Origin of the sequence: Pseudomonas sp. NFX1 (genome assembly GCF_051123555.1) — a bacterium.
Lineage (GTDB): Bacteria > Pseudomonadota > Gammaproteobacteria > Pseudomonadales > Pseudomonadaceae > Aquipseudomonas > Aquipseudomonas capeferrum.
Genome location: NZ_CP169366.1, coordinates 3515372 through 3534699, shown reverse-complemented (window position 1 = coordinate 3534699; position 19328 = coordinate 3515372). Strand labels below are relative to the sequence as shown.

Sequence of the window (19328 nt, the reverse complement as noted above, 5' to 3'; positions counted from 1 at the left end):
CGCGATGCTGCGTATCAGCCAAGAAGCCCTGACCTTCGACGATATCCTCCTTGTACCTGGCTATTCCGAGGTACTGCCCAATGAAGTCAGTCTCAAGACCCGTTTGACTCGTGGCATCGAGCTGAACATTCCGCTGGTTTCCGCTGCCATGGATACCGTGACCGAAGCGCGTCTGGCCATTGCCATGGCTCAGGAAGGCGGCATCGGCATCATCCACAAGAACATGACCATCGAACAGCAGGCCGGCGAAGTCCGCAAGGTCAAGAAGTTCGAGGCTGGCGTGGTCAAGGACCCGATCACCATCGAAGCAGACGCCACCGTGCGCGACCTGTTCGACCTGACCCGCCTGAACAACATTTCGGGTGTTCCGGTGCTGGAAAACGGCGACCTGGTCGGCATCGTCACTTCCCGTGACGTGCGCTTCGAAACCCGTCTGGATGCCAAGGTCCGCGATGTGATGACGCCGAAAGAGCGTCTGGTCACCGTGCGCGAAGGCGCCAACAAGAACGAAGTCCGCGAGCTGCTGCACAAGCACCGCCTGGAAAAAGTCCTGATCGTCGACGACAAGTTCAGCCTCAAGGGCATGATGACCGTCAAGGACATCGAAAAAGCCAAGGCCTACCCGCTGGCCAGCAAGGACGACCAAGGTCGCCTGCGCGTCGGCGCCGCCGTCGGTACCGGCAAGGACACCGGCGAGCGCGTAGCCGCCCTGGTTGCCGCCGGCGTTGACGTGGTGGTGGTCGACACCGCCCACGGTCACTCCAAAGGCGTGATCGACCGCGTGCGTTGGGTCAAGGAAACCTACCCGCAGGTTCAGGTGATCGGCGGCAACATCGCCACCGGCGCTGCGGCCAAGGCCCTGGCTGAAGCTGGCGCTGACGCCGTCAAGGTCGGCATCGGCCCAGGTTCGATCTGCACCACCCGCATCGTCGCCGGTGTCGGCGTACCGCAGATCAGCGCCATCGCCAACGTCGCTGCCGCGCTGGAAGGCACTGGCGTGCCGCTGATCGCCGACGGTGGCATCCGCTTCTCCGGTGACCTGTCCAAGGCCATCGTTGCCGGTGCTTCCTGCGTGATGATGGGTTCGATGTTCGCCGGTACCGAAGAGGCCCCGGGTGAAGTCGAACTGTTCCAGGGCCGTTCCTACAAGGCTTACCGCGGCATGGGCTCGCTGGGTGCCATGGCACAGGCGCAGGGCTCTTCCGACCGTTACTTCCAGGACTCCTCGGCCGGTGCCGAGAAGCTGGTACCGGAAGGTATCGAAGGCCGTGTGCCGTACAAGGGCGCCCTGGCTGCGATCATCCACCAGCTGATGGGCGGCCTGCGTTCGTCCATGGGCTATACCGGCAGCGCGACCATCGAAGAGATGCGTACCAAGCCGGAGTTCGTGCGCATCACAGGTGCCGGCATGGCCGAGTCCCACGTGCATGACGTGCAGATCACCAAAGAAGCCCCTAACTACCGGGTCGGCTGAGGCCTGCAGCGGTAAGTAGCAAGCTTCAAGCGGTAGTTGCGTTGCAGCAGCTACCGCGTTTTCCCCGATCAACTTGCAGCTCGCAGCTAGATGCTTGCAGTTGCACCAGAGATTGAGTCATGGCCCTCGACATTCACGCTCACCGCATCCTGATCCTCGATTTCGGTTCCCAGTACACCCAGCTGATCGCCCGCCGTGTGCGCGAAATCGGCGTGTACTGCGAACTGCATCCGTTCGACATGGACGATGAAGCGATCCGCGAATTCAACCCGCGCGGCATCATCCTCGCCGGCGGCCCCGAGTCGGTACACGAAGCCAACAGCCCGCGCGCGCCGCAGGCCGTGTTCGACCTGAACGTACCGCTGCTGGGCATCTGCTACGGCATGCAGACCATGGCCGAGCAACTGGGCGGCAAGGTTACCGGGTCGGACCTGCGCGAATTCGGTTACGCCCGCGTTGACGTGGTCGGCAAGAGCCGCCTGCTGGACGGCATCGAAGACCACGTGGACGCTGACGGCGTACTGGGCCTGGACGTCTGGATGAGCCACGGTGACAAGGTCACCCAGATGCCGGGCGACTTCCACGTGCTGGCCAGCACCCCGAGCTGCCCGATCGCCGGCATGTTCGACGATGCGCGCGGCTACTACGGCGTGCAGTTCCACCCGGAAGTGACCCACACCAAGCAAGGTGGTCGCATCCTCTCGCGCTTCGTCCAGGACATCTGCGGCTGCGAAGCCCTGTGGACCCCGTCCAACATCGTCGAAGACGCCATCGCCCAGGTGCGTGAGCAAGTCGGTTCGGCCAACGTCCTGCTGGGCCTGTCTGGCGGCGTCGACTCGTCCGTGGTTGCCGCGCTGCTGCACCGCGCCATCGGCGACCAGCTGACCTGCGTGTTCGTCGACAACGGCCTGCTGCGCCTGCACGAAGGCGACCAGGTGATGGCCATGTTCAAGGAGAACATGGGCGTCAAGGTGATCCGTGCCGACGCCGAGGCGCAGTTCCTGGGCAACCTGGAAGGCGAAGCGGACCCGGAGAAGAAGCGCAAGATCATCGGCCGCACCTTCATCGACATCTTCGATGCCGAAGCCAGCAAACTGGACAACATCCAGTTCCTGGCCCAGGGCACCATCTACCCGGACGTGATCGAGTCGGCTGGCGCCAAAAGCGGCAAGGCCCACGTGATCAAGTCGCACCACAACGTCGGTGGCCTGCCTGAGGAAATGAACCTCAAGCTGGTCGAGCCGCTGCGCGAATTGTTCAAGGACGAAGTGCGCAAGATCGGCCTGGAGCTGGGCCTGCCGTACGACATGGTCTACCGCCACCCGTTCCCGGGCCCGGGCCTGGGCGTGCGCATCCTGGGTGAAGTGAAGAAGGAATACGCCGACATCCTGCGTCGCGCCGACCACATCTTCATCGAAGAGCTGCGCAAGGCTGACTGGTACCACAAGACCAGCCAGGCGTTCGTGGTGTTCCAGCCGGTCAAGTCGGTGGGTGTCGTTGGCGACGGCCGTCGCTACGCCTGGGTCGTGGCCCTGCGTGCCGTCGAGACCGTGGACTTCATGACCGCGCGTTGGGCACACCTGCCGTACGAGCTGCTGGAAACCGTCAGCGGCCGTATCATCAACGAAATCGAAGGCATTTCGCGCGTCACTTACGACGTCTCGAGCAAGCCGCCTGCCACCATCGAGTGGGAATGAGTTGAGCCACAGGGGCGCCGCAAGGCGCCCTTGTTGTATCCAGGCCCCGTTGCTGGGCGAATACGCTTTTTAACAGACTTCAGCCGTGCCTTTGCGCACACTGCTTGGCTTTACCTTCTCAGGAGAGCAAAGCGCCATGGCAGGCAAAGCCCCCCGCGTGGTCGTGATCGGTGCCGGCATCCTCGGGGCGTCGATTGCCTGGCATCTGTCCGGGCATGCCCGGGTCACTGTGCTGGAGCGCGACAGTGCGCCCGCCAGGGGCGTTACCGGCCATTCCTATGGCTGGGTGGGCACCGGCAGCCGAATCCCCTCCGAGCAGCCTGCCAGCTTCGCCCTGGAACAGCAGGCGCTGGGTGAGTTTGGCCGACTGGAAGCGTTGCTCGGGCCCTTGCCTGTCGCCGCACAAGGCGCCTTGATATGGCTCGATGATCAGCTGCAAACCTGCTCGATGCTCGCCGAGCAGCAAGCAGCGGGGGTGAACATGGCGGCTGTCGGCAGCGAGGCCATCCGCGCGTTGCAGCCGGGGCTGGTGCAACTGCCAGAAATGGCCATCTGGGCCCCGGACGACTTTGCTGTCGAGCCTGACGCGTTGACGCGACGCCTGCTGGCCGCCGCTCAGGACGAGGGCGCCGTTGTGCGCGGCGATGCGCGGGTGTTGGCAGTCGAGGTGCAGGGCCAGCGCGTGATCGGCGTGCGCACCGAGCAAGGTGTGGTTGCCGCGGATATTGTCGTGCTTGCCAATGCCATGGGGGCGCAAGCACTTGCCAGCCCATTGGGTATTTGCCTGCCCATTTACGAGGAACCGGCGGTATTGCTGCGCTTCGAGGCGGCTGGGCTGGCGCTGCGCCACTTGCTATGTGCCGGGTCGCTGGAGCTGCGTCCGAGTCTGGGGGGCGGGTTAGTGTCGGCCGCCGATTTGCCAAGCGATGGCGAGGCTGGGCTGGCTGAGCTGGGGCGCAGCAGTATCAAGGCGATCGGCGATCTGTTTGCGCTGCAGGGGGGGATCACGCTGCAGTCGATCAAGGCGGTAGACCGGCCCAAGACCCGCGACAGCATGCCCCTGCGGACCTTCTTGCCGAACGTCGAAGGCTTGTACGCTGCCGTCGCGCATCCTGGCATGATTCTCGCGCCCTTGCTCGGCAGGCTTGTGAGTGAAGACATTCTTGGCGCATGAGCGAGGTCAATGAAGTTGCCTTGCGCAGCGCTCGCCCTCTGCGACAAGACTTCACTTAATCTTTCCCATTTGCAGGTGTATCGTATTCGCCCTTCATCGCCAGCCATGCTGGCAGCTTGATTGCGCCGAAACGAGGTACCCGCACCGATGTCCTTCACCCGTCGACAAATGCTCAAGGGCCTCACCGGCCTGGTTGTGGTAGGCCTGGGCGCCGGAGGCGCGGCGCGGTACTGGCTGGGCAAGGTCGAGGACGAGAATGCCGGGCACGACTACGAACTGATCGCCGCGCCCCTGGAAGTGGAGCTGGTGCCGGGCTTCAAGACCGAGGCCTGGGCCTTTGGCCCGTCGGCGCCGGGCACCGAATTGCGGGTGCGCCAGGGTACCTGGCTGCGAGTGCGTTTCATCAACCACCTGCCGGTCGAAACCACCATCCACTGGCACGGCATCCGCCTGCCGCTGGAAATGGACGGCGTGCCCTATGTGTCGCAACTGCCGGTCAAGCCTGGCGAGTACTTCGACTACAAGTTCCGCGTGCCGGATGCCGGCAGCTACTGGTACCACCCGCACGTCAGCAGCTCCGAAGAGCTTGGCCGCGGGCTGGTCGGGCCGCTGATCGTCGAGGAGCGCGAGCCTACCGGGTTTCTGCACGAGCGCACCCTGAGCCTGAAAAACTGGCACGTCGACGAGCAGGGCGCCTGGCTGCCGTTCAGCATCCCCCGCGAGGCCGCGCGCAACGGCACTGCCGGGCGCCTGATCACCATCAACGGCCAGCCCGATTCGGTGACCGAGTTGCCCGCCGGCCAAGTGGTGCGCTTGCGCCTGCTCAACCTGGACAACACCTGGACCTACCGCCTGAACCTCAAGGGCAACTGCGAGGCAAAGATCTACGCGCTCGACGGCAACCCGGTCACCCCACGGTCACTGGACGAGGATTACTGGCTGGGGCCAGGCATGCGTATCTGCCTGGCGATTCGCATTCCCGTGGCGGGAGAGGAAATATCCCTGCGCGATGGCTTCGTGCGCCTGGGTACCTTGCGTTCGGTGGCCAGCAACGACGCCCCCAGCGACTGGCCGCCAGCCTTGCCACCGAACCCGGTGGCCGAGCCGGACCTGGAGAATGCCGAAAAGCTCAACTTCAATTTCGAATGGGTCGGCAAGGTCTCGGTCAACACTGAGAATGGCAGGCCGCCGAGCCTGTGGCAGATCAACGGCCAGGCCTGGGACATCACCGACAAGACCTGCGCCGACCGGCCCATCGCGACGCTGCAGAAGGGCAAGAGCTACATCTTCGAGCTGAAGAACATGACCCAGTACCAGCACCCGATCCACCTGCACGGCATGAGCTTCAAGGTGATCGCTTCCAACCGCCGTGAGATCGTCGAACCGTGGTTCACCGATACCTACCTGCTGGGCAAGAACGAGCGCGCCCAGGTCGCGCTGGTGGCGGATAACCCAGGTACCTGGATGTTCCACTGCCACGTCATCGACCACATGGAAACCGGCCTGATGGCCGCGATCACGGTGGTCTGATGCGCCCGCAAATCATCGATCGCAGCCGCGATCAAGAATTCATGCGCCTGGCCCTGACACTGGCCGCCGAAGGGGCGGCGATGGGTGAGGTGCCGGTGGGGGCGGTGCTGGTGCAGCATGGCCAGGTGATCGGGCAGGGCTTCAACCGGCCGATCGTCGACAGTGACCCCAGCGCCCATGCCGAAATGGTCGCCATTCGGGCAGCCGCCAAGTCAGCGAGCAATTATCGACTGCCGGGCAGCACGCTGTATGTGACCCTGGAGCCCTGCAGCATGTGCGCGGGGTTGATCGTGCATTCGCGGGTAGCGCGGGTGGTGTACGGGGCGCTGGAGCCCAAGGCAGGGATCGTGCAGAGCCAGGGGCAGTTCTTTGGCCAGGGTTTCCTCAATCATCGGGTGATGGTGGAGGGTGGGGTGCTGGCCGAGGAGTGCGGGGCGATCTTGAGCGAGTTTTTCAAAGCTCGGCGGGCCATGCGCTAGTCAGTGCGGGCCTCTTCGCGGGGCAGGAGATCGACAGTGGCCAGGCCGGCAACGGTCACATCGGCGGCGACTGCTCTGCCGGCTTGTCCTTGTTGACCCCGGGCACATGCAAGTTGCCTTCGGCCATCTGGCCCTCGAGCTGCGGCTGGGTCACCCAGGTGAGGATGTCGTAGTAGCGGCGGATGTTGGCCACGAAGTGCACCGGCTCGCCGCCACGGGCATAACCGTACTTGGTCTTGCTGTACCACTGCTTCTGCGCCAGACGCGGCAGCATCTTCTTCACGTCCAGCCACTTGTTCGGGTTGAGCTTCTCACGCTTGGCCAGGGTGCGGGCGTCTTCCAGGTGGCCGCTGCCGACGTTGTAGGCGGCCAGCGCGAACCAGGTGCGGTCGGGTTCCTGAATGCTGTCGTCGAGCTGCTGCTTGATCAGCATGAAGTACTTGGCACCACCCTGGATGCTCTGCTTCGGGTCCAGGCGATTGGACACGCCCATGGCCTGCGCGGTGCGTTGGGTCAGCATCATCAGGCCGCGCACGCCGGTCTTGGACGTGACTTCCGGCTGCCACATGGATTCCTGGTAGCCGATGGCCGCCAGCAGGCGCCAGTCGACCTGCTCGACCTTGGCGTAGCTCTTGAAGTGCTTCTCGTACTTGGGCAGGCGCTGCTGCAGGTGCTGGGCGAAGGTGTAGGCGCCGACATAGCCGAGTACATCGACATGGCCGTAGTAGCGGTCTTTGAGGCGCTGCAGGGTGCCGTTCTTCTGGGCCTTGTCGAGGAACTCGTTGACCTCGTTGAGCAGGCTGTTGTCTTCACCGGCCGCCACCGCCCAGCGCTGATCGCGGGTGTCGCCCAGGTCGAAGGCGACCCGTACGTTGGGGAAATACACCTGGTTCATCGCCAGTTCGTTGGAATCGACCAGTGTCAGGTCGATCTGGCCTTCATCGACCATGCGCAGCAGGTCGACCACCTCGACAGCGTCGGATTCTTCGTATTCCAGGCCTGGGTACTGTTTTTTCAGCTCGGCCAGCTGGTCGGCATGGCTGCTGCCCTTGAGCACCATGATCTTCTTGCCGACCAGGCCCTTGGCCTCGGTGGGGCGGGAGCGGCCGTTGCGGTAGATGACCTGTGGGGTGACTTCCAGGTAAGGGTGAGAGAATTTTGCCTGGGCCTTGCGCCGCTCGCTGCTGACCAGGCCGGCGGCGGCCAGCACCGGGCCGGAGGGCTTGCCCAGTTCGTCGAACACTTGGTCGAGGTTGTCGGCGGTCTCGATCTGCAGCTTTACGCCGAGATCGTCGGCGAAATGCTTGACCAGTTCGTATTCGAAGCCGGTTTCGCCGTTGCGATCCTGGAAATAGGTGGCCGGGCTGTTGCGGGTGATGACGCGCAGCACGCCATCCTCCTTCACGCGCTCTAGGGTGCTGGGTTTTTCAACACAGGCACCGAGCATCAGAAAGAGTCCGGTTGCGAGAAGCCATTTGGCGCAACGCTGGCGCAGAGCAGTATGGGCGAACATAGCTTGCAGTATACGCAAAGGACGAGGGCCGCCATATCTCGACAACGGTTAGCTTGTCTGGTACCGCGTTCTGTGATGGAAGCTGCAAGCCGCGAGCTGCAAGCGGCAAGAAAAAAGCAGGTGGCGCGCAGGTCGCTTTTTTCTTGCCGCTTGCCGCTTGCAGATGGTCGCTTTTTTTTGACCCCGAAGTCCGGTTCCGCCGCCCGGCAGCATTGCCCTCTGGCGGGTGCCGAAAGCCGCGGAATTAGGCTAGAATGCACGGCCTCTAAGCACACCCCTTCCTGAGGCTGTCCCGACGATGTTGATCCTGCGCGGCGCTCCTGCCCTTTCTGCCTTTCGCCACGGTAAATTACTCGAGCAACTGAGCCAGAAAGTCCCCGCTGTTACTGGTTTGTATGCCGAATTCGCCCACTTCGCCGATGTCGATGGCGAGCTGACCGCCGACCAGCAGCAGGTGCTGGGCCGTCTGCTCAAGTACGGCCCGAGCGTGCCGGTACAGGAGCCGACCGGCCGCCTGTTCCTGGTCGTGCCGCGCCTGGGCACCATTTCGCCCTGGGCCAGCAAGGCCAGCGACATCGCCCACAACTGCGGCCTGCAGTCGATCCAGCGCCTCGAGCGCGGCATCGCCTACTACGTTGCCGGCAACCTGAGCGAGGCCGACGCACAGGCCGTCGCCGCCGAGCTGCACGACCGCATGACCCAGCGCGTGCTGGCCCAGCTGGAGCAGGCATCCGACCTGTTCAGCCACGCCCAGCCCAAGCCGATGACCTCGGTCGATATCCTCGCCGGTGGCCGCGATGCGCTGGCCAAGGCCAACGTCGACCTGGGCCTGGCCCTGGCCGAAGACGAGATCGACTACCTGGTCAACGCCTTCCAGGGCCTCAAGCGCAACCCGAACGACATCGAACTGATGATGTTCGCCCAGGCCAACTCCGAGCACTGCCGCCACAAGATCTTCAACGCCAGTTGGGACATCGACGGCCAGGCGCAGGAGAAAAGCCTGTTCGGCATGATCAAGAACACCTACCAGATGCACAGCGAAGGCGTGCTGTCTGCGTACAAGGACAACGCCTCGGTGATCGTCGGCAACGTTGCCGGCCGTTTCTTCCCGAACCCTGAAACCCGCCAGTACGGCGCGGTGCAGGAGCCGGTGCACATCCTGATGAAGGTCGAGACGCACAACCACCCGACCGCCATCGCGCCGTTCTCCGGTGCCTCCACCGGCTCCGGCGGCGAAATCCGCGACGAAGGCGCCACCGGCCGTGGCGCCAAGCCCAAGGCTGGCCTGACCGGCTTCACCGTGTCCAACCTGCGCATCCCGGGCTTCGAGCAGCCATGGGAGCAGGCGTACGGCAAGCCTGAGCGCATCGTCGACGCCCTCGACATCATGGTCGAAGGCCCACTGGGTGGCGCTGCGTTCAACAACGAATTCGGTCGCCCGGCCCTGACCGGTTACTTCCGTACCTTCGAGCAGGCGATCAACACCCCCCACGGCGAAGAAGTGCGCGGCTACCACAAGCCGATCATGCTCGCCGGCGGCATGGGCAACATCCGTGAAGAGCACGTGCAGAAGGCCGAGATCACCGTCGGCGCCAAGCTGATCGTGCTCGGCGGCCCGGCCATGCTGATCGGTCTGGGTGGCGGTGCGGCTTCGTCGGTCGCCACCGGCGCCAGCTCCGCCGACCTGGACTTCGCCTCGGTACAGCGCGAAAACCCGGAAATGGAGCGCCGTTGCCAAGAGGTCATCGACCGCTGCTGGCAGCTGGGTGACAAGAACCCGATCGCCTTCATCCACGACGTCGGCGCGGGGGGTATTTCCAACGCCTTCCCTGAGCTGGTCAACGACGGTGGCCGTGGTGGCCGCTTCGAACTGCGCAACGTGCCCAACGACGAGCCGGGCATGGCCCCGCACGAAATCTGGAGCAACGAATCGCAGGAGCGTTACGTGCTGGCCGTCAGCGCCGTCGACTTCGACCGCTTCCAGGCCATCTGTGAGCGCGAGCGTTGCCCGTTCGCCGTGGTCGGCGAGGCGACTGAAGAGCCGCACCTGACCGTGACCGACAGCCACTTCGCCAACACCCCGGTAGACATGCCGCTTGACGTGTTGCTGGGCAAGCCGCCGCGCATGCACCGTTCGGTCACCCGCGAAGCCGAGCTTGGCGATGAGTTCGACCCAAGCACACTGTCGCTGGCCGACTCCGTCGAGCGCGTGCTGCACCACCCTGCGGTGGCCAGCAAGAGCTTCCTGATCACCATTGGCGACCGCACCATCACTGGCCTGGTGGCCCGCGACCAGATGGTCGGCCCATGGCAGGTGCCGGTGGCCGACTGCGCCGTTACCGCTACCAGCTTCGACGTCTACACCGGTGAAGCCATGGCCATGGGTGAGCGCACCCCGCTGGCCCTGCTCGACGCCCCGGCGTCCGGCCGCATGGCCATCGGCGAAACCCTGACCAACCTGGCGGCCTCGCAGATCGAAAAACTGTCCGACATCAAACTGTCGGCCAACTGGATGTCCGCCGCCGGCCACCCCGGTGAAGATGCCCGTCTGTACGACACGGTCAAGGCCGTGGGCATGGAGCTGTGCCCTGAGCTGGGTATCACCATCCCGGTCGGCAAAGACTCGATGTCGATGAAGACCAAGTGGAGCGAAGACGGTGTCGAGAAGAGCGTGACCTCGCCGATGTCGCTGATCATCACCGGCTTCGCCCCGGTCACCGACATCCGTAAAACCCTGACCCCGCAACTGCGCATGGACAAGGGCGAAACCGACCTGGTCCTGATCGACCTGGGCCGCGGCCAGAACCGCATGGGCGCCTCGATCCTGGCGCAGACCCACGGCAAGTTGGCCAATGCCGCACCGGACGTCGACGATGCCGAAGACCTCAAGGCCTTCTTCGCCGTGATCCAGGGCCTCAACGCCGACGGCCACCTGCTGGCCTACCACGACCGTTCCGACGGTGGCCTGATGACCACCGTGCTGGAAATGGCCTTCGCCGGCCATTGCGGCCTCGACCTGGAGCTGGACACGCTGACCAGCAAGCCCGAAAAAGTCGCCGCCATCCTCTTCAACGAAGAGCTGGGTGCGGTGATCCAGGTTCGCCAGGATGCCACGCCAGACGTACTGGCTCAGTTCAGCGCCGCTGGCCTGGGTGAAGACTGCGTCGCGGTGATCGGCCAGCCGATCAACAACAGCGAAGTGGTCGTGCGCCTGAACGGCGAGGAGCTGTTCAAAGGCGACCGTCGCCTGCTGCAACGCCAGTGGGCCGAGACCAGCTACCAGGTTCAGCGCCTGCGTGACAACGCCGAATGCGCCGACCAGGAATTCGACGCGCTGCTCGAAGAAGACAACCCGGGCCTGTCGGTCAAGCTGGGCTTTGACGTCAATGACGACATCGCCGCGCCGTACATCAAGAAAGGCGTGCGCCCGCAAGTGGCGATCCTGCGTGAGCAGGGCGTCAACGGCCAGGTCGAGATGGCTGCCGCCTTCGACCGCGCCGGCTTCGCCGCCATCGACGTGCACATGAGCGACATCCTGGCTGGCCGTGTCGACTTCGAAGCCTTCAAGGGCCTGGTTGCCTGCGGTGGTTTCTCGTACGGCGACGTGCTGGGTGCCGGTGAAGGCTGGGCCAAGTCGGCGCTGTTCAACGCCCGTGCCCGCGATGCCTTCCAGGCCTTCTTCGAGCGTACCGACAGCTTCGCCCTGGGCGTGTGCAACGGTTGCCAGATGATGTCCAACCTGCACGAGCTGATCCCTGGCACCGAGTTCTGGCCGCACTTCGTGCGTAACCGCTCGGAGCAGTTCGAAGCCCGTGTGGCCATGGTCGAGGTGCAGAAGTCCAACTCGATCTTCCTGCAGGGTATGGCCGGTTCGCGCATGCCGATCGCCATCGCCCACGGCGAAGGCCATGCCGAGTTCGCCAACGAAGCGGCATTGCTGGAAGCCGACGTGTCCGGTTGCGTGGCCCTGCGCTACGTCGACAACCACGGCAAGGTCACCGAAACCTACCCGGCCAACCCGAACGGTTCGCCGCGTGGTATCACCGGCCTGACCAGCCGCGACGGCCGCGTGACCATCATGATGCCGCACCCGGAGCGTATGTTCCGCGCCGTGCAGAACTCCTGGCGCCCGGATGAGTGGCAGGAAGATGCCGCGCTGATGCGTATGTTCCGCAACGCGCGGGTCTGGGTGAACTAAGGCGTGTACAAGCTCGCCTTCTTCGTCCCGGCCAGCCATGTCGAGGTGGTCAAGGCCGCTGTGTTTGCCGCTGGCGGCGGACGCATCGGTGACTATGACCACTGCGCCTGGCAAACCCTGGGCCAAGGCCAGTTTCGCCCGTTGGATGGCAGCCAGCCATTTCTCGGGCAAGCCGGGCAGGTCGAGGTGGTGGAGGAGTGGAAGGTGGAGCTGGTGGTGGCCGACGACCTGATCGCTCAGGTCGTCGCTGCGCTCAAGCAGAGCCACCCGTACGAGACGCCAGCCTACGAGGTCTGGCGGCTCGCCGAGTTCTAGACCGCATCAGCCGATTCGCGGGGTTACCCGCGAAGAGGCCCTTTCAACCGGCCACAATCTCGCGGCCTTGCTCGCCTCGCCGCAACCCCGCACATGCCAACAACCCCACCTCGAACAGCACCCACATCGGCACCGCCAGCATCGTCTGCGAAAACACGTCCGGCGGCGTCAGAATCATCCCCACCACAAAACACCCGACAATCACGTAGGGCCTGCTGCGCCTGAGCGTTGCCACATCCGTCAGCCCCACCCAGACCACGATGAAGGTTGCCACCGGGATCTCGAACGCCAGCCCGAACGCCAGGAACAGCGCCATGATGAAGTCCAGGTATTGGCTGATGTCGGTCATCATCGCCACGCCATCGGGCGTCACGCTGGCGAAAAAGCCGAACATCATCGGGAACACCAGAAAGAACGCGAATGCCATGCCGGCATAGAACAGCAAAATGCTCGACACCAGCAGCGGCAGGGCAATGCGCCGTTCGCGGCGGTACAGGCCCGGCGCCAGAAACCCCCACGCCTGGTGCAGCAACAGCGGCATGGCGACGAACAACGCGCACATTGCTGTCAGCTTGAAAGGGGTCAGAAAGGGTGAGGTGACACTGGTCGCGATCATGCTGGCGCCTTCTGGCAGGAAGCGGCGCAGCGGTTCGGAGATCAGTGTGTAGAGGGGCTGGGCGAAGGGGAACAGCCCTGCGAATACCAACGCGACCACTGCCAGGCAGCGCACCAGGCGCTTGCGCAGCTCGCGCAGGTGCTCGGTCAGCGGCATCGCTGCCGCAGGGTCCATGGCGAGGCTCATGAGGCATTCTCCCTGGGCACTGGGACGGTTGCCGGGTCATTGGCCGGTTGCGCAGCAAGGCTGATGCCCTGGCGAATGTCCTGCTCAAGGCGCTGCAGGGGCGCACTGTCGAAGTTGGGCAACTCGATCTCCCGCTCCATCTGTGCGCGCAGGCCGTGCATGGCCCTGCGCGCCTGGCCCAGGCCGCGCCCGAGCGTGCGCGCCGCAACCGGCAGCCGCTCGGGCCCGAGCACCAGCAGTGCGACGATGCCAACCAGCAGCAACTCGCTGAAGCCTACCTCGAACATCAGGCCTGACGGTCCGTTTGCGACTGCGCCGTAGCCTGGCCGGCCAGCGGTGCCTGCTGCTGCACCTGAACCGGGCCGGACGGGTTGGCTTCGTTGTCACCGCCCATGGACTTGCGAAACCCCTGGATCGCCTCGCCAACATCGCTGCCCAGGCCCTTGAGGCGCTTGGTACCAAACAGCAGGAATACGATCATCAGTACGATCACCAGTTGCCAGATGCCAATGCCACCCATTGCGACTACTCCTGTAAGGCCATGAAAAGGAAGGGCAATCCTGCCTCGTGTAGATGACGTGAACATGACGGAAAGCGCCATTGCCATCTACCTGCAACAACCGGCGTGTTGACTGGCGCTTTTACGGGCCATGAGAGGCGCACGCGGATGGGCGGCAGACGACAGCAGGGCGCGGCCCTGCTGATGGTAATGGTGGTGTTGGCGATGCTCGCGGCTGGTATGGCCTGGCTGGTGGAGGATGGCCGGCGCCAGGTCGATGAAGTGCGCCTGTTGCACCAACGGGTGCAGGTGCGGGCGATGGAACAGGCCGGCCTGGCCTATGCCGAGCAGGCGCTGCGCGACCCGGCCTGGCGGCTTAGCCCGTTGTTCTGGCAGGCGTTGCGTGGGCAGCCGCTGGACTACGATTTTGGCGCAGGCCAGGCGCAACTGCGGGTGCGCGACCAGCACACGTGCTTTAACGTGAACGCCTTGCTCGGTGCTGATGGTGAACGCGCCGAGCGCCAGTTGCGCCGCCTGCTGGGCGACGACATGGCGGCAGAACGCCTGGTCGATGCCCTGGCCGATTGGCTCGACACGGACAACGATACCCGCCTGCAAGGGGCCGAAAGTGCCCAGTACCTGCGCCAGCAACCAGCGCGCCTGGCGGCTAACCAACCGATGCTCGACACCAGCGAGCTGAACCTGCTGCTGGAGCCGGATGCCACGCGTCAGGGCCGCTACCCGATGCTGTGCGCGTTGCCGCAGACCACCGGCTGGCGCCTGAACGCCAATGCCCTGGGGTTGGAGCATCTACCCTTGCTCGATGCGTTGTACGAGGGGCGGTATCCGCGCGCGCTGCTCAGCCGCATCGTCACTGGCCGGCCGGCGTCGGGGTATGTGGATGCCGCTGCGCTGCGCCAGGCGTTGGGGGCGGTGGATGACGAGACGTTCGAACGGTTGAGCGAAGGATTGCTGCTCAACAGTGGGCATTTTCTGTTGCAGCTGTCGTTTGAAGAGGAGGGGCGGGTGATGCGCAGCGCATTTCAGGTCGAGGCGCTGGGGGTGGTGCAGTGGCATGCGCGGGTGCCGGCGCAGCAGGTGCGGGTGCGTAGCCGGGAGCCGATGCTCTGGTGAACCTTGGCGGCCTCTTCGCGGGGCAAGCCCGCTCCCACAGGTACCCCACTGTCCTTGAGGCTAGGGGGTTGCTTGTGGGTGCGGGCTTGCCCCGCGAAGAGGCCGGTACAGCCAGCGCAAGGCTGACTGACCAGCTCCCGGTCAGGCGGTGCCGATCTCCCCGCCATCATCACGCTGAATCACCACCGTCGAAGCCCGCGGCCTTACCGTAGCGCCTGCCGGCGTAGCATCGGTAGCCTTGTCGGTATACGGCCAGTTCTCCGGATGCTGGATGTTCACGAACATCGATTTGTTGTCCGGGCTGAAGGCAATCCCCGTCACCTCGCAGCCGTTCGGCCCAACGAAGAAACGCCGCAGGTCCACCTGGTTCTGCGCGTTGACTGGCACCTGTTTGCCCGTGGCATCCACCAGGTCTGTCGGGATCACCGCCAGCAACTGGTCGTTGGTGTAATCGGTCAGGGTGCTCTCACCGTTGTCGGTCTCGAACCACAACACGCCGCGGCTATCGAAACTCATGCCATCGGGGCTGGCGAACTGGTTCAGCTCGGTCAGCCCGGAGCGGTTGATGTCGGCGGTGCCGGCAGCGTTGGCGCCAAACACGAAAATGTCCCAGGTGAAGCTCAGCTGATCGTCGCTGTCGTGCCAGCGGATGATGTGGCCGTGACGGTTCGGGCCACGCGGGTTGGCGGCGTCGACTTTTTCCGGGGTGCGCGCGCTGTTGTTGGTCAGGGTCAGGTAGACATCGCCATTGAGCGGGTTGACTGTGGTCCATTCCGGGCGGTCCATCGGGGTCGCGCCCACGGCATCGCCCGCACCGCGAGTGTTGAGGATGATGCCCGGCAGGTCGCCGTACAGCGCGCCAAGGGTGCTGCCGCCGGTGGTGGCCGTGGCCACGTCGAGCAGCAGCCATACACCTGTGCCGTCGGCATTGAAGCGGGCCACGTAGAGCTTGCCCTGGTCCATGTATTTGGCACCGGTGGCCAGGCGGTCGGCCGGGCTGGCATCGGCGGCGTCCCACACGGCGGTGGAGACGAACTTGTACAGGTACTCGTTGTTTGAGTCGTCACCCATGTACCAGACCAGCGGCTTGCCGGCCACCGGCAGGCCCGGGCAGCAGCCTTCGTGGCGGAAGCGGCCCAGCGCTGTGCGCTTGGTGGCCAGGGTGGCGTTGTTGTACGGGTCGATTTCGACGATGTAGCCGTAGGTGCTGGCTTCGTTGCGGTAGTCGTCGGTGGCGCTGGCGCCTTTGACGGTGACGTCGAAACGGGTGAATTCGTCGGCCACTTCGGTGCTGTCACCGGCAGCGCTTTCCCATTTGTACTGGCCGCTGGAGGTGCCCACGCCGATGCGGCGCTGGTCTTCAGGGCGGGTGCCCTTGTTGACGAAGATGCCCGGCCAGTTCTCTTCACAGGTCAGGTAAGTGCCCCATGGGGTGTAGCCGTTGCCGCAGTTGTTGTTGGTGCCGCGGCAGTGGGTGCCGGCACTGGAGTACTTGGTCTTGACGTGGTCGGTGCCGCGTAGCGGGCCAGTGATTTCCATGCGCGAGGCGGTGGTGAAGCGACGGTTCAGTGGGTCGTTGTCGACCACCTGCCAGCGCCCGCTGACCTTCTGCAGGCGCACCACGCCAGCGCCGTGGGCGTTGATCTCTTTGCGAATTTCTTCGACCGGGCGCTTGCCGTTGACATCAACGGTCGGGCCGGCCGGGTGCAGGGCGGCCGCGTCGATGTACTCGAAGTTGATGGCCAGCAAGCCGTCTTCGGAGCTGCCATTGATAGGGAAGAAGTGCATGCCGTCGTGGTGCATGCCCATGGCATTGGCCTGGTCGGTCGAGGTGTTGCTGCCATCGGACTTCCACGGGTTGGCATTGCTGTTCAGCGGGGTGCCCCACGGCGCCAGCACGTAGGCGCTGTAGCCTGCCGCGACGACACAGGCATCGGTGCGCGAGCCTGGGATGGACTGGAAGCCCAGTGCCAGTTTCGGCACTTCTGGCTCGGTTACGGGTGGTTCGGTCACCGGTGGCTCGGTGACAGGATCATCGTGATCGGAACCGCCACCACCGTCGAAGCAGCCTGTCAGGCCGGTACCGGCGATCATGGCGATGGCGGCGCCCAGGCTGCCACGCATGATGCTGCGGCGGCTGAGGTAAGCGTCCATGACGCTGGCCATCGGCAGATTGCCGCTGTGGTTCCGGTCCAGGTTGTCGCCGGTATCTCGACTCATCAGGGTGTCCTTATGTTTGGCTGAGTTGGAGGAAACCGCGACTTTAGAGCGCAAGTATGATGATTCCTTGGCAGAAATATGAATGCGCGCTTAAAACTACACGTTCTTACTTTCGAGCCTGACAGATCAATTCGGAATTGCTGTCGGATTTCTGCCATCAAACTGTCATGCGAACGCCGCAACATCCGGAGCCCAACGTGAACTTGGTTAAGGATGGCGGGCTCGATGGCAAGCAGTGTGAACAGGCGCGAAGTGATCAGCTGGATGGGCGTCGGTGCCTTGGCACCCTTGCTCGGCGCCTGTTCCGCCTTGCCAGGGCAGCGCGCAGGCAGCGCCAACCTTGATTTGCTGTATGTCGCCGACACCCTTGATGCTCGCCAACCCGGCCGGGCTGTGGTTCCGGCGACGCGCCTGGGGCCGGTCAGCCACCTCGGGCGTGCGCCGTGGATGACCGGTGCCAGCGCCAGCATCGCCTTTCCGCAGCTGGCGCCACTGCTCGATGCCGGCCGGGCCGACGAGGCCAACCTGGGTGGCTATGCCGTACTCGCCGCCTTGCTGGAGCAATTGCGTGGCGAGGCCGGTGCAGGCAACAGCCTGACCCTGGAGAACGGCCAAGGCTGGAATGGCAGCGGCCTGGCCTACCTGACCCAGGGTGAAAGTGGCGTGCAGGGCAGCCAACTGCTGGGCAGCGAAGCGCGGGTCAGCAGTGACGAGCGCGTGCTCTGGCCACAACGCAGCGCAGCACTCTACCGCCAGGCGTCTGCCACTACGCTGGGCGCCGGGCTCGCTGACGAACAACGCCAGGCCCTTGGGCTCGAACCCCTGCAGCTGTTCGAACGGGGCGGCGCGCGCATTGCCGTGGTCGGCGTCACCGACCCTTACGCGCAAGACCAGAAAGCCTCCCTCAAACAGTGGTATCAGGCCTTGCTGCCGGTTTTCCAACAGGCCCGGCGCGAGGCCGACCTGGTGGTGGCCCTGGCCGATGTCGGTACCGGGCCGGGGCTGTGGCTGGCTGAACGGCTGCCGGCCATCGACCTGTTGCTGTGCGCACGTGGCCAGGACCTGTGGCCAACGCCGGTGCAGGCCACCCAGGCCAGCGGCCGCCGCGTGCCTGTGCTGTTCGCCGGCTGCCGGGGCAGCGGTGCATTTCGCTTGCGCTGCCAGCAGGTGGCGGGGCAATGGCAGTTCGAGGGGCGCTTCTTCCCGGCGTTCGAACAGACGCTTTCACCGGCAGCGCAGGTGCGTGCCGGGCAATTGCAGGCGCAGTTGAACCAACAGCGCGCCGGCCACGCGGCGTGGCTCGATCAACCGCTGGCCCGGGCGCCCCAGGCGCTGTGGCGGCGTGACACCCGTGGCGGCAGCTGGGACCGCCTGCTGCATCAGGCTTTGGCCGATGACGGCAGCCTGCCAGTGTTGCTGCCGGGCCTGCGTTACGACTGCCCGTTGGCGGCAGGTACAGCGATTACCCGTGAGCACCTGATCAGCCTGACCGGCGGTTACCCGGCCCCGGTGGTCGAGGCTCCAGCCCGGCAGGTCGAGCAAGTGCTGGAAAATGCCGCAGAACAGCTGTTCGGCGACCCGTTGCTGCTGGACAACAGCCAGGACCTGCCGCGCTGGCAGGGCCAGGCCTGGCAAGTCAGCTACAGCCCCCAGGGCAAACGCATCAGCGGCCTGCAGCCGACCGAGGGGTTGTGCCGTACGTTTGGCCTGCAGTTCGCGTCGCAGGCCGGCGAGCCGCTCTGGCAACGGGTAGAGGCCTGGCTGGCACGGCAGACGCCTGACTGGCAACTGACAGCGCTGCAATGGCCCGAAGTGCGCTATGTGCAGGGTCACCCAGGCTGGCACCCCCGGCAGATGGCCTCGTGAGCTTCGCTTCGCGGCTGATCACCGGTGGCTGCCTGACCCTGGCCGGCTGGCTCGCTGCACAGTGCGTGTTGCAACTGGGCCGCCAGCCACAACCGGCCAGCCGCTCGCCGGCCACCGAGACGCAACTGCCGGGGTTGATGGTCGGCCACTGGCAAGCGCCCGTCGACGACGGCGCGATCGTCATCACCCGTTTGCCCCTGCACTACCTCGGGGGCCTCAAGGCCCAGCCGTTGTCGGCCAGCGTGGTGGTGCTGCGTTACGAACAACAGGTGCGGACCCTGGCCCGCGGCCAGCGCCTGGCACCGGGGATCGTGCTGCAGGACATCGACAGCGATGGCCTGATTTTCAATAACCAGGGGCGGCGCGAACGCCTGCCCTGGCCGCCACGCCCCGCCGTGACCGGCCTCAAACGGCAAGGATGAACGAT

At 64.7% G+C, this 19328-nt stretch carries 15 protein-coding genes; 10 read left to right on the top strand and 5 right to left on the bottom strand.

Annotated elements, in window-relative coordinates; all coding sequences use genetic code 11:
* Nucleotides 1-4 precede the first annotated feature (4 nt).
* The 5 genes from guaB (at nt 5) to tadA (ending at nt 6354) form a co-directional block, all read left to right on the top strand.
* Nucleotides 5-1474 (top strand): IMP dehydrogenase, encoded by a 1470-nt coding sequence (gene guaB, locus DJ563_RS15880; RefSeq protein WP_027595680.1) that lies wholly within the window; start codon nt 5-7, stop codon nt 1472-1474.
* 119 nt (nt 1475-1593) lie between these two features.
* Nucleotides 1594-3171, top strand: a complete 1578-nt coding sequence (guaA, locus tag DJ563_RS15875) for a glutamine-hydrolyzing GMP synthase (RefSeq protein WP_027595681.1) — start codon at nt 1594-1596, stop codon at nt 3169-3171.
* Between the two features lie 136 nt (nt 3172-3307).
* Complete coding sequence (locus DJ563_RS15870; protein WP_434518009.1) at nt 3308-4345, top strand: NAD(P)/FAD-dependent oxidoreductase; 1038 nt, start codon at nt 3308-3310, stop codon at nt 4343-4345.
* 147 nt (nt 4346-4492) lie between these two features.
* Nucleotides 4493-5875 (top strand): multicopper oxidase family protein, encoded by a 1383-nt coding sequence (locus tag DJ563_RS15865; protein WP_274098216.1) that lies wholly within the window; start codon nt 4493-4495, stop codon nt 5873-5875.
* On the top strand, nt 5875-6354 hold the full coding sequence (gene tadA, locus DJ563_RS15860; protein WP_186654254.1) for a tRNA adenosine(34) deaminase TadA: 480 nt from the start codon (nt 5875-5877) through the stop codon (nt 6352-6354). Before DJ563_RS15865 ends, tadA begins: the two co-directional genes overlap by 1 nt.
* 55 nt (nt 6355-6409) lie before the next feature.
* Here the strand turns inward: tadA and mltF are convergent, their stop codons facing one another.
* The gene (mltF, locus tag DJ563_RS15855; RefSeq protein WP_033701000.1) at nt 6410-7867 is read right to left on the bottom strand and encodes a membrane-bound lytic murein transglycosylase MltF; all 1458 of its coding nucleotides are present in this window, start codon (nt 7865-7867) and stop codon (nt 6410-6412) included.
* A gap of 298 nt (nt 7868-8165) precedes the next feature.
* Here mltF and purL point away from each other — a divergent pair, with 298 nt between their 5' ends.
* Together purL and DJ563_RS15845 are read left to right on the top strand one after the other, a co-directional pair.
* On the top strand, nt 8166-12065 hold the full coding sequence (gene purL, locus DJ563_RS15850) for a phosphoribosylformylglycinamidine synthase (protein ID WP_434518008.1): 3900 nt from the start codon (nt 8166-8168) through the stop codon (nt 12063-12065).
* A 3-nt stretch (nt 12066-12068) separates the two neighbouring features.
* Nucleotides 12069-12380, top strand: a complete 312-nt coding sequence (locus DJ563_RS15845; RefSeq protein ID WP_110741613.1) for an NGG1p interacting factor NIF3 — start codon at nt 12069-12071, stop codon at nt 12378-12380.
* A gap of 43 nt (nt 12381-12423) precedes the next feature.
* Here the strand turns inward: DJ563_RS15845 and tatC are convergent, their stop codons facing one another.
* Genes tatC through tatA form a run of 3 tightly spaced genes read right to left on the bottom strand, consistent with a single transcriptional unit; the run spans nt 12424 to nt 13702 of the window.
* Complete coding sequence (tatC, locus tag DJ563_RS15840; protein ID WP_434518007.1) at nt 12424-13182, bottom strand: twin-arginine translocase subunit TatC; 759 nt, start codon at nt 13180-13182, stop codon at nt 12424-12426.
* Nucleotides 13179-13469 (bottom strand): Sec-independent protein translocase protein TatB, encoded by a 291-nt coding sequence (gene tatB, locus DJ563_RS15835; protein WP_274098213.1) that lies wholly within the window; start codon nt 13467-13469, stop codon nt 13179-13181. The genes tatC and tatB overlap by 4 nt, the downstream gene beginning before the upstream one ends.
* Nucleotides 13469-13702, bottom strand: coding sequence for a twin-arginine translocase TatA/TatE family subunit (tatA, locus tag DJ563_RS15830; RefSeq protein ID WP_434518006.1), 234 nt, complete (start codon nt 13700-13702; stop codon nt 13469-13471). The genes tatB and tatA overlap by 1 nt, the downstream gene beginning before the upstream one ends.
* A gap of 147 nt (nt 13703-13849) precedes the next feature.
* Between tatA and gspK the strand changes: the two genes are divergently transcribed.
* Complete coding sequence (gene gspK, locus DJ563_RS15825) at nt 13850-14815, top strand: type II secretion system minor pseudopilin GspK (protein WP_434518005.1); 966 nt, start codon at nt 13850-13852, stop codon at nt 14813-14815.
* 141 nt (nt 14816-14956) lie between these two features.
* On the opposite strand, the gene DJ563_RS15820 is transcribed toward gspK, so the two are convergent.
* Nucleotides 14957-17035: a PhoX family protein gene (locus tag DJ563_RS15820; protein ID WP_274098210.1), complete on the bottom strand. Its 2079-nt coding sequence runs from the start codon at nt 17033-17035 to the stop codon at nt 14957-14959.
* Nucleotides 17036-17260: 225 nt separating this feature from the next.
* Between DJ563_RS15820 and DJ563_RS15815 the strand changes: the two genes are divergently transcribed.
* Both DJ563_RS15815 and DJ563_RS15810 read left to right on the top strand, forming a co-directional pair.
* Complete coding sequence (locus DJ563_RS15815; RefSeq protein ID WP_434518004.1) at nt 17261-18901, top strand: lipoprotein UxpA; 1641 nt, start codon at nt 17261-17263, stop codon at nt 18899-18901.
* The gene (locus tag DJ563_RS15810) at nt 18898-19323 is read left to right on the top strand and encodes a pilus assembly protein PilZ (RefSeq protein ID WP_095064066.1); all 426 of its coding nucleotides are present in this window, start codon (nt 18898-18900) and stop codon (nt 19321-19323) included. Before DJ563_RS15815 ends, DJ563_RS15810 begins: the two co-directional genes overlap by 4 nt.
* The last annotated feature ends 5 nt before the right edge of the window (nt 19324-19328 follow it).

What these genes read in the sequence shown, in the direction of transcription:
- guaB (WP_027595680.1), top strand. Translation starts at nt 5, where the DNA reads ATGCTGCGTATCAGCCAAGAAGCCCTGACCTTCGACGATATCCTCCTT.
- guaA (WP_027595681.1), top strand. Translation starts at nt 1,594, where the DNA reads ATGGCCCTCGACATTCACGCTCACCGCATCCTGATCCTCGATTTCGGT.
- DJ563_RS15870 (WP_434518009.1), top strand. Translation starts at nt 3,308, where the DNA reads ATGGCAGGCAAAGCCCCCCGCGTGGTCGTGATCGGTGCCGGCATCCTC.
- DJ563_RS15865 (WP_274098216.1), top strand. Translation starts at nt 4,493, where the DNA reads ATGTCCTTCACCCGTCGACAAATGCTCAAGGGCCTCACCGGCCTGGTT.
- tadA (WP_186654254.1), top strand. Translation starts at nt 5,875, where the DNA reads ATGCGCCCGCAAATCATCGATCGCAGCCGCGATCAAGAATTCATGCGC.
- mltF (WP_033701000.1), bottom strand. Translation starts at nt 7,867, where the DNA reads ATGTTCGCCCATACTGCTCTGCGCCAGCGTTGCGCCAAATGGCTTCTC.
- purL (WP_434518008.1), top strand. Translation starts at nt 8,166, where the DNA reads ATGTTGATCCTGCGCGGCGCTCCTGCCCTTTCTGCCTTTCGCCACGGT.
- tatC (WP_434518007.1), bottom strand. Translation starts at nt 13,182, where the DNA reads ATGAGCCTCGCCATGGACCCTGCGGCAGCGATGCCGCTGACCGAGCAC.
- tatB (WP_274098213.1), bottom strand. Translation starts at nt 13,469, where the DNA reads ATGTTCGAGGTAGGCTTCAGCGAGTTGCTGCTGGTTGGCATCGTCGCA.
- tatA (WP_434518006.1), bottom strand. Translation starts at nt 13,702, where the DNA reads ATGGGTGGCATTGGCATCTGGCAACTGGTGATCGTACTGATGATCGTA.
- gspK (WP_434518005.1), top strand. Translation starts at nt 13,850, where the DNA reads ATGGGCGGCAGACGACAGCAGGGCGCGGCCCTGCTGATGGTAATGGTG.
- DJ563_RS15820 (WP_274098210.1), bottom strand. Translation starts at nt 17,035, where the DNA reads ATGAGTCGAGATACCGGCGACAACCTGGACCGGAACCACAGCGGCAAT.
- DJ563_RS15815 (WP_434518004.1), top strand. Translation starts at nt 17,261, where the DNA reads ATGGCAAGCAGTGTGAACAGGCGCGAAGTGATCAGCTGGATGGGCGTC.